Annotated in this window: 12 protein-coding genes; 5 read left to right on the top strand and 7 right to left on the bottom strand. The window is 45.8% G+C overall.

The window, feature by feature from the left end; genetic code table 11:
• Positions 1–28 precede the first annotated feature (28 nt).
• Positions 29–715 carry a GntR family transcriptional regulator gene (locus R7P80_RS12305; protein WP_080659233.1) on the bottom strand — a complete coding sequence of 229 codons (687 nt, stop codon included), beginning with the start codon at positions 713–715 and terminating at the stop codon, positions 29–31.
• A gap of 157 nt (positions 716–872) precedes the next feature.
• Positions 873–2,285, bottom strand: a complete 1,413-nt coding sequence (gene pykF, locus R7P80_RS12300) for a pyruvate kinase PykF (RefSeq protein ID WP_005392243.1) — start codon at positions 2,283–2,285, stop codon at positions 873–875.
• Between the two features lie 433 nt (positions 2,286–2,718).
• Between pykF and R7P80_RS12295 the strand changes: the two genes are divergently transcribed.
• Both R7P80_RS12295 and glmS read left to right on the top strand, forming a co-directional pair.
• Positions 2,719–3,480, top strand: coding sequence for a DeoR/GlpR family DNA-binding transcription regulator (locus R7P80_RS12295; protein WP_225491722.1), 762 nt, complete (start codon positions 2,719–2,721; stop codon positions 3,478–3,480).
• A gap of 115 nt (positions 3,481–3,595) precedes the next feature.
• Positions 3,596–5,428 (top strand): glutamine--fructose-6-phosphate transaminase (isomerizing), encoded by a 1,833-nt coding sequence (glmS, locus tag R7P80_RS12290; RefSeq protein ID WP_225491723.1) that lies wholly within the window; start codon positions 3,596–3,598, stop codon positions 5,426–5,428.
• A gap of 83 nt (positions 5,429–5,511) precedes the next feature.
• Here glmS and R7P80_RS12285 read toward each other — a convergent pair whose 3' ends face one another.
• Positions 5,512–6,594: a glycerol dehydrogenase gene (locus R7P80_RS12285; RefSeq protein WP_005379703.1), complete on the bottom strand. Its 1,083-nt coding sequence runs from the start codon at positions 6,592–6,594 to the stop codon at positions 5,512–5,514.
• A gap of 353 nt (positions 6,595–6,947) precedes the next feature.
• Between R7P80_RS12285 and dhaK the strand changes: the two genes are divergently transcribed.
• The 3 genes from dhaK to ptsP are packed head-to-tail and all read left to right on the top strand — an operon-like array spanning position 6,948 to position 11,058.
• Positions 6,948–8,006, top strand: a complete 1,059-nt coding sequence (dhaK, locus tag R7P80_RS12280) for a dihydroxyacetone kinase subunit DhaK (protein ID WP_005379704.1) — start codon at positions 6,948–6,950, stop codon at positions 8,004–8,006.
• Between the two features lie 15 nt (positions 8,007–8,021).
• Entirely contained in the window at positions 8,022–8,657 is a 636-nt protein-coding gene (gene dhaL, locus R7P80_RS12275) for a dihydroxyacetone kinase subunit DhaL (RefSeq protein ID WP_005379705.1), read from the top strand.
• Between the two features lies 1 nt (position 8,658).
• A complete protein-coding gene (gene ptsP, locus R7P80_RS12270) occupies positions 8,659–11,058 on the top strand; it encodes a phosphoenolpyruvate--protein phosphotransferase (protein WP_225491724.1) in 2,400 nt (799 codons plus the stop codon).
• An 80-nt stretch (positions 11,059–11,138) separates the two neighbouring features.
• Here the strand turns inward: ptsP and dhaR are convergent, their stop codons facing one another.
• From dhaR to R7P80_RS12250, 4 genes are all read right to left on the bottom strand, one after another.
• Complete coding sequence (dhaR, locus tag R7P80_RS12265; RefSeq protein WP_225491725.1) at positions 11,139–13,064, bottom strand: dihydroxyacetone kinase operon transcriptional regulator DhaR; 1,926 nt, start codon at positions 13,062–13,064, stop codon at positions 11,139–11,141.
• Between the two features lie 145 nt (positions 13,065–13,209).
• On the bottom strand, positions 13,210–13,740 hold the full coding sequence (locus R7P80_RS12260; RefSeq protein ID WP_005379708.1) for an MltR family transcriptional regulator: 531 nt from the start codon (positions 13,738–13,740) through the stop codon (positions 13,210–13,212).
• An 86-nt stretch (positions 13,741–13,826) separates the two neighbouring features.
• Positions 13,827–14,975, bottom strand: coding sequence for a mannitol-1-phosphate 5-dehydrogenase (locus R7P80_RS12255; protein ID WP_213868543.1), 1,149 nt, complete (start codon positions 14,973–14,975; stop codon positions 13,827–13,829).
• A gap of 111 nt (positions 14,976–15,086) precedes the next feature.
• The gene (locus R7P80_RS12250) at positions 15,087–17,039 is read right to left on the bottom strand and encodes a PTS mannitol transporter subunit IICBA (RefSeq protein WP_005379710.1); all 1,953 of its coding nucleotides are present in this window, start codon (positions 17,037–17,039) and stop codon (positions 15,087–15,089) included.
• Positions 17,040–17,517: the final 478 nt, after the last annotated feature.

Below are 17,517 nucleotides of genomic sequence, written 5' to 3'. Positions count from 1 at the left end.
GATAGACCCCCGCTTTTTAGTCTCAACGTTATTCGCTAGCCAGTATGCGACATTGGTTGTCGATGGCGGCTTCGATACACTGTATTGACTGTCTCAAATAACGCTCTAGATAACCTAAAGCATCCTGACTCTTTTTGTCTAGCGATGCCTTCATCAGTATTTCTTGCTCATCGAGATTACAGTGCCCAGGGTTCCCTGTGCCTAAAATCTGCATCGCGAAGTATTGGTAGCGTTTAATTTGCGTGAGTAGATCGCGGAAAAACCCAAACATATTGACAGAGCCAGCACCTTCAAACAGCGCAGTAAGAAACTGATTTTGGCGCTCTTCCCATTCCCTCCAACAAAAGCTTTCGCCAGGTTTTACTCGGGATAACTTGTGATAAGCAGTTAGTACATCCAGTTCCCATTTTTCATCGCCAATCATAATTGCCTTACTGAGTAAGCATGCGGAGACCATTTGCAGGCTTTCGTACAAGTCATGTAACTCATCTTTACATACAGGTGCAACCCAGCAGCCTTTTTGCGGCTCGAGTTTGACGTATTTGCTCCAAGATAATTGCACCAATGCTTCTCGAATGGGTGACGCTCCTACGTTGTACTTCTCTTTGAGTTCGGCAACCACGAGTTTTTGACCTGGTTTAAGCTCGCCATCGAGAATATCCTGACGGATCATTCTTAATACTTTGTCGGTAAGAGTGGGACTAGACACATACACCTCATAGAAACTTTAATCGTGACGATAAAATTAAACAGTACGAAATTCTGATAGAGGTAAATAATACAATTAGCCTATTATGAGAGCAAGAAAGCCATATAAAAAAGGAGGGCATAAGCCCTCCTTCTCAAGAAACTGAAGTGTTAAAAGTTCAGTCTTATAGCACGTGTACAGAAGCTGTGTTCGTAGTACCTGAAGCAACTAGAGCGCCAGAAACCATAACAACGATATCGCCTTTGTTACCTAGACCTGATTCTAGAGCAAGTTCTTTACCCGCTACGTAGAATGCGTCAGTGCTTTCGATTGAATCAACAACTACAGGAGTAACACCTTTAGTTAGAACTAGCTGTGCAGCAGTTTTCTTGTTAGTTGTCAGCGCTAGAATGTTTGCAGTTGGGAAGTACTTACGTACTGAACGTGCAGACTTACCGCCTTCAGTTGCAACAACGATAAGTGGAGCAGCTAGTTTCTCAGCTGTGTCTACTGCACCTTTACATACTGCTTCAGTGATGCGTAGGCGTGGGCTGTCTAGACGAGAACCTAGTTCAGCTTTTAGCGCTGAGTCAGTACGGTTCGCGATTTGAGCCATGATAGTTACCGCTTCAACAGGGTATTTACCTTTCGCCGTTTCACCAGAAAGCATTACTGCGTCAGTACCGTCCATTACCGCGTTAGCAACGTCGCCTGCTTCCGCACGAGTAGGACGTGGGTTGTTGATCATAGAATCAAGCATTTGAGTTGCTGTGATAACCATCTTACGTGCACGGTTACACTTCTCGATCATCATTTTCTGAGCGAAGATTACTTCTTCAGCTGGGATTTCAACACCTAGGTCACCACGTGCAACCATGATGCCGTCAGAAAGCTCTAGGATCTCGTCGAAGTTATCAACACCTTCTTGGTTTTCGATCTTAGAGATGATGTGGATGTTCTCGCCGCCGTTTGCAGCAAGTACTTCACGGATTTCTTGAACGTCAGACGCTTTACGGATGAAAGAAGCTGCTACGAAGTCAACGCCTTGCTCACAACCAAACTTAAGGTCGTTCTTATCTTTTTCAGATAGTGCAGGTAGGTTTACAGAAACGCCAGGAAGGTTAACACCTTTGTTTTCGCCTAGTGCACCGTTGTTAAGAACTTTACATTTAACTTCAGTTTCAGTCTTAGAGATAACTTCCATCTCGATTAGACCGTCGTCTACTAGGATAGTGTTACCTACGTTTAGGTCGGCTGCGAAACCAGCGTAAGTTACTGCAACTTTATCTTTGTTACCTACAACTGAAGTGTCAGTTGTGAAAGTGAATTCTTGACCTGCTACTAGATCAACATCGTTACCGCCTTCTAGCTTGATAGTGCGGATTTCTGGACCTTTAGTATCTAGAAGAATTGCTAGTGGTTTGCCAGTAGCTTCCATTACTTTACGGAAGTTCGCGATACGAGTGCCGTGTTCTTCGTAGTCACCGTGAGAGAAGTTAAGGCGCATTACGTTCATGCCTGCGTTAACTAGTTCAGTTAGCTTCTCTACAGATTCTGTTTTAGGGCCAATCGTACATACGATTTTGGTCTTTTTCATGGAAGATACTCTCCGGTAAGTATAGTTACAATTTGAAAGTCGGTTATTTACTCTGAAGTCAGGACGTTTTTGATGACATTTAGTACCTGTCACCCACCGATTTTTCGTCTCATTATTAGAACTTCAGATTCTGAAAGTCTTTCACCAAGTTTAGTCATTTTATGACTAAAAGATCGGCGATTTTGGTTACCTTTTTGTGACCAATCCCACTTTATATGCAGAAAGTTGCAAAAAAATAGCCTTCAATTCTGTAATTTTTTTTCTTTTCGGTGGCGAATTCTACCACTGAATGAATCCAATATCACTGTTTAAGAATTGTCTTAGGACAAGGTTTTATCGAGAAATATTAATTTTTTGGATCGAAATAAATGGACTTAAAAGTTTCGGTTTGACTATAATAAGTTTCACATCGAAACTTAAAATCAAAACTTAAATGTCGAAACGAAATACTCAATTAAGAAGACACGCCATTTCTAACTTGGTTTCTGAACTAGGAGAAGTCAGCGTTGATGAACTTGCTCAGAAATTCGAAACCTCAGAGGTCACGATTAGAAAGGATTTAGCTTCTTTAGAGAAAAACGGACAACTTTTGCGCCGTTACGGTGGTGCAATTGCGATTCCAACGGAAGTTATCCATGAAGAAATGAGTCCGAATGTTTCGAGTCGAAAGTTAAGTCTGGCAAAAGCAGCGGCATCACTGATCCGAGAACATAACCGAATTGTGATCGACAGTGGCAGTACAACGGCTGCGCTGATTCAGCAATTAAACGACAAACGAGGCTTGGTTGTTATGACCAACTCGTTGCATGTCGCCAATGCACTTAACGAATTAGAGAGCGAACCAACCCTGTTAATGACAGGCGGAACTTGGGATACGCACTCAGAATCCTTCCAAGGCAAAGTAGCCGAATCTGTATTAAGAGCTTACGACTTTGACCAGTTGTTTATTGGTGCTGATGGCATCGATTTAGAACGCGGTACCACCACGTTTAACGAATTAGTTGGCTTAAGCAAGGTCATGGCAGAAGTGTCTCGTGAAGTCATCGTCATGATTGAATCAGAGAAAGTAGGACGCAAGATCCCGAACTTAGAACTCGCTTGGGACCAAATTAATGTGTTGGTTACTGATGCAGAGTTACAGCCAGAACACAAAATACAGATTGAACAACATGGCGTTAAAGTCATTTGCGCCTAATCTAATAATGTAAACAGTTTCATATTTCACTTCCCTCTGGATAAAGGCCTTTGCTTGCTGCCTCTATTTGAAATCATGGTCAGGGAAGAACAAAACTACAAACGGAGATAAACACATGTGTGGAATCGTAGGTGCAGTAGCACAACGAGATGTTGCAGAAATTTTAGTTGAAGGCCTACGTCGCTTGGAATACCGCGGTTACGACTCTGCGGGCGTTGCGATTGTTGATGGTGAGACAAACCTAACGCGTATTCGTCGTCTAGGTAAGGTACAAGAGCTGGCAGACGCAGTAGACGAAGCAAAAGTGATCGGTGGTACCGGTATCGCGCACACTCGTTGGGCAACACACGGTGAACCTTCAGAAGTGAACGCACACCCACACATGTCTGGTGACATCGCAGTGGTACACAATGGCATCATTGAAAACCACGAAGAGCTACGTGAACTGCTTCAATCTCGTGGTTACGTATTTGAATCTCAAACGGATACTGAAGTTATCGCTCACATGGTTGAGTGGGAACTTCGCACTTCAGAAACGCTACTAGAAGCGGTACAGAAGACAGCAAAACAACTGGATGGTGCATACGGCACGGTAGCGTTGGATCGTAAAGATCCTTCACGCATCGTTGTAGCACGCTCAGGCAGCCCAATCGTAATTGGTTTTGGTGTGGGTGAAAACTTCTTAGCGTCTGACCAACTTGCATTACTTAACGTTACGCGCCGTTTCATGTACCTAGAAGAAGGTGACGTAGCAGAAATTACTCGCCGTGAAGTCACTGTGTTTGATGCAACGGGTGAGCTAGTTGAGCGTGAAATTGTTGAATCTAATGCAGAGCATGATGCAGGTGATAAAGGCCAATACCGTCACTTCATGCAAAAAGAAATCTATGAGCAACCTAAAGCGTTGATCAACACAATGGAAGGTCGTATCACGTCAGATTCTGTTGTGACAGACGCGATCGGTGTGCACGCGGCAGACATTCTAAGCAAAGTAGAACACGTACAAATCGTGGCGTGTGGTACGTCTTACAACGCAGGTATGACGGCACGTTACTGGTTTGAAGACATTGCAGGTGTTAGCTGTGATGTAGAAATTGCGTCTGAATTCCGTTACCGCAAGTTTGTGACTCGCCCAAACAGCCTTCTTATTACGTTGTCTCAGTCTGGTGAAACCGCTGATACGCTAGCAGCACTTCGCCTAGCAAAAGAGAAAGGTTACATGGCGGCGATGACCATTTGTAACGTAGCAGGCTCTTCTTTGGTTCGTGAATCAGATTTTGCATTCATGACTCGCGCTGGTGTCGAAATCGGTGTGGCTTCAACCAAAGCGTTCACGACTCAGCTTTCTGCACTACTTATGCTGGTAACAGCACTGGGTAAAGAGCAAGGTCGCATCAGCAAAGAGAAAGAAAAAGAGATTGTTGAAGCGCTACACGCACTTCCTAAGCAAATCAACGCGGCACTTTCTTTCGAGAAAGAAATTGAAGCACTAGCAACGGATTTTGCAGACAAGCACCACACATTGTTCCTAGGCCGTGGCGAGTTCTACCCAATCGCGATGGAAGCGTCTCTAAAACTGAAAGAGATCTCGTACATCCACGCAGAAGCGTACGCGGCGGGTGAACTGAAACACGGTCCTCTGGCCCTAATTGATGCTGACATGCCAGTTGTTGTGGTTGCACCAAGCAACGACCTACTTGAAAAGCTAAAATCAAACGTTGAAGAAGTGCGTGCGCGTGGCGGCCTTCTATACGTATTCGCAGATGCAGACGCAGGCTTCGAAGGCGATGAGACAATGAAGATCATCACAATGCCTCACGTTAGTGAAATCACGGCGGCGATCTACTACACCATCCCTATGCAGTTGCTGTCTTACTACGTAGCACTGATCAAAGGTACGGACGTAGACCAACCACGTAACCTAGCGAAAGCGGTGACGGTTGAGTAATTACGCTTAACAGCAAAAATCCTGAGCGGCACATGCGAGAGTATGTGCCGCTTTTTTATTTAAGCCCACTTTAAGGGGGTGAGTTATTGACCCAACTGGTGAGCGGTTAGAATTGCAGAGTAGACATTTTCTGCCGTCACTGGGAATGGCATATTGTGGATGGTTTCTCCCTCGGCCGTTGAGGCTTCGGCGACCTCGCGCAACTTAGCGTGGTTAAGCTCTTTAACGCCCATATCAAATAAGTTGGTTGGTAGACCTACAGAGCGGCAGAATGCAAGAACCGTATTAATCTCTTCCATCGCTGCGTTTTCTAGTACCAGCTGAACTAGTGTGCCGAACGCGACTTTCTCACCATGATAGAGATGATGACACTCTTCAAGCTTAGTTAGGCCGTTATGAATAGCGTGAGCACCCGCTAGACCACTGCTTTCAAAACCGATACCGCTTAGGTATGTATTGGCTTCAATAATGTTTTCTACCGCTTTGGTGCTCACACCATTTTCTACCGCAGCTTTTGCTTTTACACCATCTTCAAGCAAGGTTTCATAGCAAAGTTTCGCAAGCGCTTGTGCTGAACGCGTCGCTAACCCACCAGCCATTGTTGCCTTACCAGAAGTCATGTTGGCACGAGCTTCAAAGTAGGTGGAAAGCGCGTCGCCCATCCCCGATACAAGTAAGCGAACAGGGGCTTTGGCGATGACTGACGTATCCATGATGACCATGTCTGGGTTTTTAGGGATCATCAAATATTCTGCAAATTCACCTTCTGGTGTGTATATCACCGCAAGCGCTGATGTCGGCGCATCAGTCGAGGCAATCGTAGGAACCACCACGACAGGAATTTTGGTGTAAAACGCAACGGCCTTTGCTGTATCTAAGGTTTTACCACCGCCAATACCGACAATGACATCGTGTTTTTGAGTCGCACAAATGTCCGTGATGCGTTCAATCTCAACGCGCGAACATTCGCCACCAAAAATGTTCATAGTGAGTGGAAGCTTTTCGTCAGCAAAACTTTGCTTGACGTCATCACCAACCAGGTTAGTCACGAACTCATCGGCAATTACTAACGGACGTTCACCCAATGTTTTCACATAGTGAGCGATAGATGTAAGTACTTGTTCACCTTGGACGTATTTGCTTGGGCTGATAATAATTTTGTCCATAATTCAAACCTTTAACCTTTTTTATGTGTGTTTTGGACTGCAATGAATATCCATTATAAGGATAAGGTTTATATTAGGTTTGGTGTGGTAAGTGGTGAAGGATATCTATGGTTTTGTTCCATGCTTTTATGACCTCTGTGTCAAACCGACTGTCAGAAGTAATAAGCATCAGCATGCTTTATGGCGACGATCACTATTCAGGAAAATTTGTCGTTTTACGTTTCATATTGAAACGAAAATGCCGAAGATTTCGTTTCAATATGAAACGGATTGATTTTTGTTGAGCACGCTTTTTCTCTGTTTAAGATGAATTCATACCCTACATAAAAATATAAATGGAATGAGATAGAACGATGAAAAAGTTAATTAACCAAGTTGATGATGTTGTATTGCAGCAAATGGAAGGTCTGGCATTGTCCCGCCCTGAGCTAAAAGCGAACTACGAACCTCGTTACATGTGGCACGAGGAAACACCGGGGCAAGTGGCACTGGTTTCTGGTGGTGGCTGTGGTCATGAACCTTTGCACGCAGGTTTTATTGGTAAAGGCATGCTGACAGGCGCCTGCCCTGGAGAGGTATTTACTTCACCAACGCCAGATCAAATGTACGAATGTGGCAACCAAGTGAATACTGGTGAAGGCGTGCTATTTATCATTAAAAACTACACCGGAGACGTGTTGAACTTTGAAACGGCTGTGGAGCTGCTTCATACCGATGGTATCAAAGTTGGGTCGGTGTTGGTGGATGACGATGTTGCAGTCAAAGACAGCCTGTATACCGCTGGTCGCCGTGGCGTAGCTGGAACGGTATTGGTTGAAAAGTTAGTTGGGGCTGCCGCGAGCAAAGGTTATTCGTTGGAGCAATGTGAAGCACTGGCTCGTCGCGTTAATAATCACTGTCGTTCATTTGGCGTGGCGCTTAATGCTTGTGTTGTACCCGCAGCAGGTAAACCATCTTTTGTTCTGGAAGATGATGAAGTGGAGTTTGGTGTTGGTATCCATGGTGAACCAGGTATCAAGCGAGTGAAATACACCGATGTCGATACGTTAGTGGATGAAATGTTTGCTGAAGTTGCTGAAAACACACCTTATCAGCGCACATTGCGTATTTGGAATCGTGACGAAGGTGAATGGGATGAAGTGGAATCCAGCATTGAGCCTTTCGCCGCTGAACACGACTACATCGTGATGGTGAATGGTATGGGTGGTACGCCAACTTCAGAGCTTTACGGAGTGTACCGTCGTCTGGCTCATAACTGCGAGCAAGCAGGGTTCCGTATCGTGCGTAATATGGTTGGTAACTTCTGTACGTCACTCGATATGGAAGGCGTTTCGATTACGTTGCTAAAGGCAGACAAAGAGATGTTGGAGCTGTTTGATGCTCCTGTCGATACGGCCGCGATCAAGTGGTAACAGGGGAGAGCAAACATGCAAATTGAAAAACAACATATCGTTCACTGGCTAGAGTTATGTGCAAAAACGTATCAAGAGAATCAAGATTTTCTGACCGACCTTGATCGTGATATTGGTGACGCCGACCACGGTCTCAATATGAACCGTGGCTTTAAAAAAGTTGCGGAAAAACTGCCGCAATTTGCGGACCAAAATATCGGCAGCATTCTCAAGAATACGGGTATGACCTTGCTTTCTAGTGTCGGTGGGGCAAGTGGCCCGCTGTATGGCACGCTGTTTATTCGTACGGCTGCCGCTGTCGGAACTCGAGAGCAATTAACGTTTGAAGAGTTAGTGGATGCACTAAAAAGCGGTGTGGATGGCGTGGTGTCTCGTGGTAAAGCAGAGCTGGGTGATAAAACCATGTGTGATGTTTGGTTACCCGTTTTAGTTAGCGTGAAGGCGTCGTTAGAAAATGGCATGAGCGCCGATCACTTACTTAATGAAATGGTTGAGCTAGCAGAAACGAACGCGGTTGCCACGATTGAAATGTTGGCGAAAAAAGGGCGAGCAAGCTATTTAGGTGAACGCAGTATTGGTCACCAAGATCCCGGTGCAACCTCTTCTTTGTTAATGATTAAAGCACTACAGCAGGCAATAGCAGGTAATTAAGATGGTGGGAATTGTAGTTGTATCTCATAGTCGTCGACTTGCCGAAGGGGTGGCAGAACTTGCCACCCAAATGACGCAAGGCAAAGCCAAGCTTGCGATTGCTGCTGGGATTGATGATCCAGAGAACCCGATCGGAACCGATGCCATTGCCGTGATGGAAGCGATTGAGCAGGTACAAGATCAACAAGGGGTTGTTGTGTTGATGGATCTTGGCAGCGCGTTGCTTAGCACGGAAATGGCTCTGGATCTGATTGATGATCATGTGAGGGAAAATGTCACCCTTATCTCGGCACCTATTGTTGAAGGAACCATGGCGGCGTCGGTGGCTGCCGCCGCCGGACTGCCTTTATCGACGGTAGTCGAAGAGGCACAGAATGCGTTAAGCGTAAAACAAGAGCACCTTGGTGATCAGCCACTAACATCCGCTGAGATAGCGCCAGTATCAGAGAGCTTTGAGCAAGAATGGACATTTGATTGGGTAGTGCAAAATCCGCATGGATTACATGCTCGTCCCGCTGCGGCCATTGTTGGTGCACTCGCGCCTTTTGACTGCCAATTATGGTTGAAAAAAGGCGAGCGCCGTGTGAACGCGAAAAGCTTAAACAGCATTGCGAAACTTGGCGTTCGTAGCCAAGAGACGATCACGCTGTGCGCACTCGGCTCTCAATCCAGTGAAGCAATCAAGGCATTTGAAGCCTTAGCTTATGAGCACTTCGGAGAAAAAGAGGCGGTTGAGCAAGGCATTATCGAACCTGAAGAAAGTTCAGATACTCTGCTCGATGGCATGGCCTCAAATCAGATTGAAGGTGCTGTTGTTGGTATTCGAGTCAATGACGGTATCGCTACTGCTCCTGCTGTCCTTTTTACTCATGAAATGCCAGCAGTGCCTGAACGTGATTTCCAAAGTGAACAAGATGAAATTGAACGGGTTAAGCGTGCGATAGGCGTGGTTGTTCAACATTTGCAGGAGCAAGCGAAGCAGCCGAAAGGGGAAATATTTGCTGCTCATAGCATGATGCTCAGTGACCCAGAATTATGGGCATCGGTCGAGTCGCGAATTCAAACGGGCATGATAGCCGAGCAAGCTTGGATAGAATCACTACAAACGTTGGCCGAAGAGTTTCGCCAGGCAGAAAGTCAGTACATGCGGGAACGCGAAGCAGATGTACATGATATCGCACGCCAAGTTATGGTCGAAATGACAGGCGTAACGCCTAATGCCATCGACATTCAGGAACCGAGTATTTTGTTGGCCCGCGACCTGATGCCTTCTGATGTGGCCGGGCTTGATAAATCGAAAGTGCTTGGTATCTGTTTGAGTGAGGGAGGGAAAACCTCTCACAGTGCGATTCTTGCTCGTGCGATGGGGATTCCTGCCATCGTTAAAGCTCAGGGCTGTCTTGATGCTGTGCGTGCTGGGCAAGTGGTGACTATTGATGGCTTTCGAGGGCATTTATGGTTCTCTCCTTCAGATGCCATACAGCAGGAATTAGAAGCGCAACAAATTGAGTGGCAAAGTACCCGACAAAGTGCGCTAGCGAGTGCTCAGCAAGCCGCAGTTACCTGTGATGGCGTCCATATTCCAGTATTCGCCAATATTGGCGGACCAAAGGATATTGATGATGCGCTAACATCGGGGGCTGAGGGCGTTGGTCTATTTCGGACTGAGTTTCTATTTCAAAACAGTGATGAGTTGCCGACTGAGGAAGCGCAATATCAAGTGTATCGTGATATTGCTGCCGCACTTGGTGATAAGCCACTTACGATTCGTAGTCTAGATGTTGGCGGTGACAAGCCTTTAGCCGCTTATCCTATGCCAGCAGAAGATAATCCATTTTTAGGTTTGAGAGGGGTGCGGTTGTGTCTTCAACATGAGTCATTGTTTACCGCTCAACTTCGAGCCATTCTGAGAGCCTTTCACGAGCAACCGAATATTCAATTGATGATACCGATGGTGGCTCAGGTTGAAGAAGTGAGAAAAGTAAAAGTGCTGTTGGCGCATCAAGCAAACCAACTCGGCTTGGATGCGACTCATTTGCGCGTTGGTATTATGATTGAGGTGCCAGCCGCGGTGTTGAATGCTGATGCGTTAGCTCGAGAAGTCGACTTTTTCTCTATCGGCACCAATGATTTGACTCAATATGTTATGGCCGCCGATCGAGGTAACGCTGCTGTTGCTGAATTGGTGAACTACTTTGAACCATCGGTACTAAAAGCCATTGAGCTCACGTGTGCAGCAGGCGATCGCGCGGGCATACCGGTTAGTATGTGTGGTGAGATGGCTGGCGATCCAAATGCCACAGAAACATTGCTCCGCGTGGGGTTGCGAAAATTCAGCGCCAGTTCGAGCATGCTACCGGGACTAAAAGCGCAGATTCGTCAGTTGTCTGTCGATGTTTAATCGATACCTTATCGTTAGTACACCTGTACCGGCGTGCTTACGCCGGTTTTACTTTTGTTATAGGAACGCCAATTCACGACTTAATACAGCTTCATTTGCTCCTGCAGCCCAAACTTATTAATTTTTCTCCATAAGGTCGTGCGGCCAATTTGCAATGCTTTCGCCATATCATGCATTTTGCCATCACACTGATTCCAAGCCTGAACAATCGCTCTTCTCTCGGCTTCTTCTAACGTGATTACTGGCGTATTTTCTGCGGTATGGCGAGAATTCAGTTTAATGTCTTCAGGAATATCGTTCAGCTTGATTAAGTTGGAACTGCGGTTAAGCAAAATTCGCTCAGTTCGATTTCTTAATTCGGAGTTATTGCCTGACCAACGAAAATTCATCAACGCTTCCAGTGCGACTGGCTCTATCGAGATCGTCACATTGTGGCGGCGTTCGTAATGGCTGATAAGCTGCTGGACGAGAAATTCAATGTCTTCTTTACGCTTTCGTAGTGGTGGAATATGCAGCTCGTTCGAGGAGATTTCATAATAAAGTTGCCGACCAAATGAGCGCTGAGTGACATACTCGCTGATCTCTGAAGCGGTGCTGGTAATAAGTTGAAAATCTACGGGGATCAATCGCAAACTGTCGCTGCGGCTGACGAGCCCAGTTTTTAACAACTTAAGTAGCACGGCTTGTAAATCGGGCGACAGATATTCCACCTTTTCTAAAAAGAGCGTACCGCCATGGGCGAGCTCAAACTTTGAAGGCATGCCTTGCCCTTCGTCGTACCCCAGGGTTTCTTTGACCAGTTGCTCTGTATTGATGGAGCGGCAGTTGAGCGTAATGAATGGTCCTTCTTTGTAGGCGCTTTCGTTATGAATCGCCATGGCGAGAGTGGCTTTTCCTACGCCTTCTTCACCTGTAATTAGAATCGGTGATTTTGACTTTATGGCCCGTTTTGCCACGGTAATGACATGCTTCATTTTTCGTGAAATGACGGGCAAAGTGCTGAACGTATAGCGCGCACTGCCACCTATTTGTTGTTGAGCAAGTTCGCGAATTTTATCGATAGGGTGCAAGAACAATAAGTGTGTGCCGTCGTTGAGTGGACGCAAGGTGATGATCGCCTCAACAAACTCGCCACGAACCTCTACCGTTGTGAGTTTACGGTTTATGCTCGCACCTGACTCAATACTAGTAAGGACATTCGGTGGGAAGCGCAAAACAGAAAAGACTTCTTTATCCAAGACCTGACTGGCTTCAATGTTTAACAAACGCTCGGACTGGTGATTTACCATGGTGATGCGATTTTCTTCATCCCACGCTAGAAGGCCGTCATCCATGCACTCTAACGTTGCGTTATGCGCACAAGTGAGGCGGTTCATGTTCTCTTGTTCCGACTGAATGTGGATTTGCAAGCTGACTTCTTTCGCGCTCGACGCGATGATGACTAAGTCTTCTTTCTTATAGCTTTCCGCTTTTCTGAAAAGGCATGTTGTACCGCGTAATTTGCCAAATTGGTCAAAAATAGGCGCCGCTGCAGAGGCATAAGAGTGCAAGTGGCGATTGAAATGTTCGGCAGCAAAAACTTCACACGGGATATGAGTATTGATACAGAGATTGACTGCATTTGTGCCTATCTTTCCTTCGGAGAGAAAGCAGCCTTGTTTAATACCGAGCGCCTGCATCTCTTGTTGCATTGAGTTATGTCCCACAACAGATAGAACGCAGCCGTTGCCGTCAGTCACCATCAATACCAGGTCTTCGTCACCAAGCATATCGTACGTATCTTCAAGCACGGTCGTGGCGCATTCGATGAGATATTCGTTGCGCTTCATTAGAGATGAGAAGGTAAATCCAGAGGCAATATGTGGTTTTGACCAGGTGTAAGGGCTGCATTGCTTTATGCAACGCTCCCACGACTCGAGGACGGGAGTGCGGGAAAATTCTGGAGATACCCAGTGGTGTTTCTGGAAAAACTCCCACTTAGTTTTAGTGTCTTCGATTGAAAGCATGCGATCCCGTTTCAATACTAGCGATAGATTGGTCTGATGTTACAGAGACATCGGAATATGGACTGTGATGGCTTTCACGCACGTTGTATAGAAGAATGTGCAAAAAGAGGGGCGAGTTGAGGAGGCTTCCGTGCCAGTTTTTCGATTAAAAAGGGCTGTCTTTGCCGAGCTCATTGCAAATCTCGACAATGGCAAGTGAGAGCCCTGACTTAATGATTTGTTGTTGACGTTGCAGTTGTAGCTGATAAAACTCAAGGTCGATGTCGTCATCTGGTTCGCTGACTTCCAGTTGTACCATGCCCATTTTCTTCACCAAGTGCAGTTTCTTAATTGGTTCTAGAATATTCGGGTCAGTGAATTCGTAATCTGAAGCGTCACTATTGAGTTGGTTTTTGAGTTTGATGATGTCTTCGATGTCGTGGTAAATGTCATCGGGGAGCACTCCCAAGCCAAACAATAACTTCAAACGAACAGACAGATCGCCCAGCGGTCCAGAGTCTTGTAGCAGCGGACCGACAACCGATTGAACAGCGAAGTTATCTTTACGAAAGATTCTTTGCACCAACCCGTCGATCGAATCGTTAAAAACGTCGACTGCTGCAATGAAAAAGCCTCGTACCGATGGTGCGCTGTTTAATCGCTCAATGATCTCGGTTTCGTTGATGTTATCTGCCATATACTGAATACATTTCTAATTATTAGCTATCCCAACTCTTCAAGCAGAGAAGGACATAGAAGGGGAGCCGAGCTCCCCTAGGTAAATCAAAGTTGGTTGTAAAGTGTCTCGATTTGAGCCACTTCATCACTGTCTTCTGCAAGACCTGTGTATGTCGCTAGCGTCTTCTTCACACCCACTTCTTTTAATGAGTTTTGTAGCTCTACGGCTTGTGGGTCAGTGTCGTTAGTGTACTTCAACGCAGCGGCAATGCCTTTCAAAAGTGTTTTATTTTCAGTGCCATACTCAATTGTACCGAGTAAAGGCTTCACTAATCTATCGTTTGCACCCAATTTTCTAATTGGTTGACGACCTACGCGATCCACCTCATCCACTAAGTATGGGTTGGCAAAGCGTCCTAAAATCTTCTCGATGTAGGCGTTGTGCATGTCACGGTCGAAGCCGTAACGTTTGATCAGCACTTCACCACTCTCTTGCATCGCCTGTTTTACTTCAGCGTGAATGCTTGGGTCTTCAATTGCTTCACGAATGGTACGATGGCCTTTCAAGCAACCTAGGTAAGCGGTAATGCAATGGCCTGTATTGAGAGTGAATAGCTTGCGTTCTACGAATGCCATTAGGTTGTTGGTTCTTTCCATGCCAGCTATGTCAGGGATTTCGCCCTTGAATTGCTGCTCATCCACAATCCATTCGCTAAAACTCTCTACAGTGACTTCTAGTGGGTCATCGTTCGCCGCTTCTGCTGGTGGTACGATACGGTCTACCGCTGAATCGACAAAGCCAACCAACTCGTCTGCTTTCGCGTGCAATGATTCATCCAAGTGTTTGTACACTTCACCTTTTAGGTGTGTGGTGCCACGAACCATGTTTTCACACGCTATGATGTTCAATGGTTTATCGTTACCTGCTGCAAAGCGTTTAGCAATGCCGGTAGCGATGGTTTTTGCAATGATGTCCAGTACGTTAGGGCCAACCGCTGTTGTTACCAAGTCGGTTTTTACAATGCGGTCGATGACATCTTCACTGGCTGAGTTTACCGCGGTGACGTGAGTTACTGTGTCGATTTGGCACTCAGTACCGACCACTTTTACTTTGTATTCTTGCTTGTGACTCAGTTGGTCGACGAGTGGAGCGTCAACGTCTGCAAATGTGACCTCGACTTCTGCATCTGCTAAGAGTTTTCCGATGAAGCCACGACCAATGTTACCTGCGCCAAAATGAACTGCGTTTTTCATAATTCTTACCTACCAATGTCTAAAATGTTGACTTACGAAACTAGGGGGAGGCCAACCGCATAGGGGGTGACAGCTGACCTCATTTGCCTCAGGAGCAAATTAAAGGGGTAATTAAGCCGCTTGTTGACCGCCAAGGATGTTCAGAATCTCTTCCACATCGTTGGTGCTGGTTAGCTTCTCAATTGCCTCCGGCTCATCGAGCGCGTTCGTAATGGTGGTAATCACCTGGATGTGCTCATCGTTCTTAGCGGCAATGCCGATAACCAGTTTCGCTACATCATCGTCGTCTTCAGTAAATTGGATACCCGATGGGTATTGGCAGATTACAATGCCGGTTTTCTTCACGCGGTCTTTCGCTTCTACCGTGCCGTGAGGCACTGCGATAGATTCGCCTAGGTAAGTTGGAACCAATGCTTCACGCTCAAACATTGCGTCTACGTATTCTGGTTCTGCGTAGCCAAGTTCGACCAACTTGTTACCCGCGAAGCGAATCGCTTCTTCTTTGTTGGCAGCTTTCAAACCTAGGTGAATGTTTTCACGCTGGATTTGGAACACCGACGTTTGCTGTGGCTCGAAGTTGTCGTCGTTTGCTGCCACGAGCGAAACTTTTACCATTTGGTCGTCATTGGCTGCGGATTGGTTTTGCGCTGCTAGTAGTTTGGTGACTAGCTGGTTGTACATCTCGCTGTCTAGGAAGTTAGTCAATGAAATGTGGTGTGCGTTTGGAGCATGCTTACGTGCACGATCCGTTAAGTCTTTATGAGTAATCACGATATCTGCACTCTCTGGTAAGCTGTTAATGGCAAGGTTGGTTACGTGGATGTTCAGACCTGCGTCTTGAACCTTTTTGCGTAGCATGCTCGCGCCCATTGCACTCGAGCCCATGCCCGCATCACAAGCGACAATGATGCTTTGTACTGTCGCTAGGTCTACGTCACCTTTGCTTTGGCTGTTTACCACCGCATCGTTTTTAGATGCAGATTTCATGTCTTTCATTTGTGATGTTGCTTTTTCTAGTGCTGCTTCATCACCGTCTTCTTCTGTTGACGTTTGTGTCTTCATTAGCAGTGCTGCTACGGCGAATGACACGCCTGTTGCTGCTGCGATAGACGCTAGAACACCAACGATTGAGCCTTTCTGAGTCATCAACAAGATTGCAAAGATTGAACCTGGTGATGCTGGAGAAACGATACCTGCGTTAAAGATAGTTAGAACGAATACGCCAGTCATACCGCCTGCGATAGCCGCAAGGATTAGGCGAGGGTTCATTAGGATGTATGGGAAGTAAATCTCGTGGATACCGCCGAAGAAGTGGATGATTGATGCACCACCTGCCGTTTGACGAGCCGTACCTTTACCAAATACCATGTAAGCTAGCAGGATACCTAGACCAGGACCTGGGTTTGCTTCGATTAGGAAGAAGATCGATTGACCTGTCTCAGACGCTTGTTGGATACCCAGTGGAGAGAAGATACCGTGGTTGATCGCGTTATTTAGGAACAGGATCTTCGCAGGTTCAACGAAGATTGAAGTCAGTGGTAGTAGGTGAGCAGAAACTAGGAAGTTAACGCCAGCCGCCAAGCCACCAGAAAGAATTTTTACGAATGGACCGATAAAGATGAAAGCAAGGATCGCACATAGCATGCCGATGATGCCCGCAGAGAAGTTGTTAACCAACATCTCGAAGCCACTTTTTACTTTACCATCGATGTAGTTATCGAATTTCTTGATAGCCCAGCCGCCCATTGGGCCGACCATCATTGCACCCATAAACATTGGGATGTCTGTACCGACAATCACACCCATTGTTGTGATTGCACCGACTACCGCACCACGATCGCCACCAACTAATTTACCACCGGTGTAACCGATAAGTAGTGGCAGCAAGTAGGTAATCATTGGGCCAACCATAGAGGCTAACGTTTCGTTTGGTAGCCATCCAGTTGGGATAAATAGAGCAGTGATAAAGCCCCACGCGATAAACGCGCCGATGTTTGGCATTACCATGTTTGACAGAAAACGACCAAAATTTTGTATCTTGATCTTGGCATCTGGTGATATCATAACAATTCCCCGTTCGATGTTCTGATGAATCTTGTTGTAGTAAACGGTTCGCCAAAACCGTTTGTTTGATTGCTTAGTACCCAATCAATTTACCACACATTTTCCAATTGGAACTGACAACGGGTTTTTCGTGATCTACGCCCGCATTTCTTAGGCTGAGAAACGGTTTTTAAGTGACCAAGTTCAACTTATTAACTTGTAACTTAATAACAAAAAGCCACTTTCAAATCTGTCAATAAAAATCTTAGTGATCAATTCGATCTTCTGGCAAATTTAAAATCAAAATACTTTGTGACTTTGATCACTTTTGATTTCTTTTGAAATTCAAATTAAATACCACTGACGATCAATGTCACATTTTGTGTTGATTTGGTCTGGATATAAAATGTGACCTGAGTCGCTTTTGGTGTTTTGTGAAAGTTTGTGACGGGATTGGTGTGATCAATGTCATTGCGACTCTTCGATAGAATGTATTTAT

Origin of the sequence: Vibrio sp. 2092, assembly GCF_033339635.1 — a bacterium.
In the GTDB taxonomy this organism is placed as follows: Bacteria; Pseudomonadota; Gammaproteobacteria; order Enterobacterales; family Vibrionaceae; genus Vibrio; species Vibrio alginolyticus.
The sequence above is the reverse complement of the archived record's forward strand: the minus strand, read 5'-3'. Positions and strand labels throughout refer to the sequence as shown.

What these genes read in the sequence shown, in the direction of transcription:
- pykF (WP_005392243.1), bottom strand. Translation starts at nt 2,285, where the DNA reads ATGAAAAAGACCAAAATCGTATGTACGATTGGCCCTAAAACAGAATCT.
- R7P80_RS12295 (WP_225491722.1), top strand. Translation starts at nt 2,719, where the DNA reads ATGTCGAAACGAAATACTCAATTAAGAAGACACGCCATTTCTAACTTG.
- glmS (WP_225491723.1), top strand. Translation starts at nt 3,596, where the DNA reads ATGTGTGGAATCGTAGGTGCAGTAGCACAACGAGATGTTGCAGAAATT.
- R7P80_RS12285 (WP_005379703.1), bottom strand. Translation starts at nt 6,594, where the DNA reads ATGGACAAAATTATTATCAGCCCAAGCAAATACGTCCAAGGTGAACAA.
- dhaK (WP_005379704.1), top strand. Translation starts at nt 6,948, where the DNA reads ATGAAAAAGTTAATTAACCAAGTTGATGATGTTGTATTGCAGCAAATG.
- dhaL (WP_005379705.1), top strand. Translation starts at nt 8,022, where the DNA reads ATGCAAATTGAAAAACAACATATCGTTCACTGGCTAGAGTTATGTGCA.
- ptsP (WP_225491724.1), top strand. Translation starts at nt 8,659, where the DNA reads ATGGTGGGAATTGTAGTTGTATCTCATAGTCGTCGACTTGCCGAAGGG.
- dhaR (WP_225491725.1), bottom strand. Translation starts at nt 13,064, where the DNA reads ATGCTTTCAATCGAAGACACTAAAACTAAGTGGGAGTTTTTCCAGAAA.
- R7P80_RS12260 (WP_005379708.1), bottom strand. Translation starts at nt 13,740, where the DNA reads ATGGCAGATAACATCAACGAAACCGAGATCATTGAGCGATTAAACAGC.
- R7P80_RS12255 (WP_213868543.1), bottom strand. Translation starts at nt 14,975, where the DNA reads ATGAAAAACGCAGTTCATTTTGGCGCAGGTAACATTGGTCGTGGCTTC.
- R7P80_RS12250 (WP_005379710.1), bottom strand. Translation starts at nt 17,039, where the DNA reads ATGATATCACCAGATGCCAAGATCAAGATACAAAATTTTGGTCGTTTT.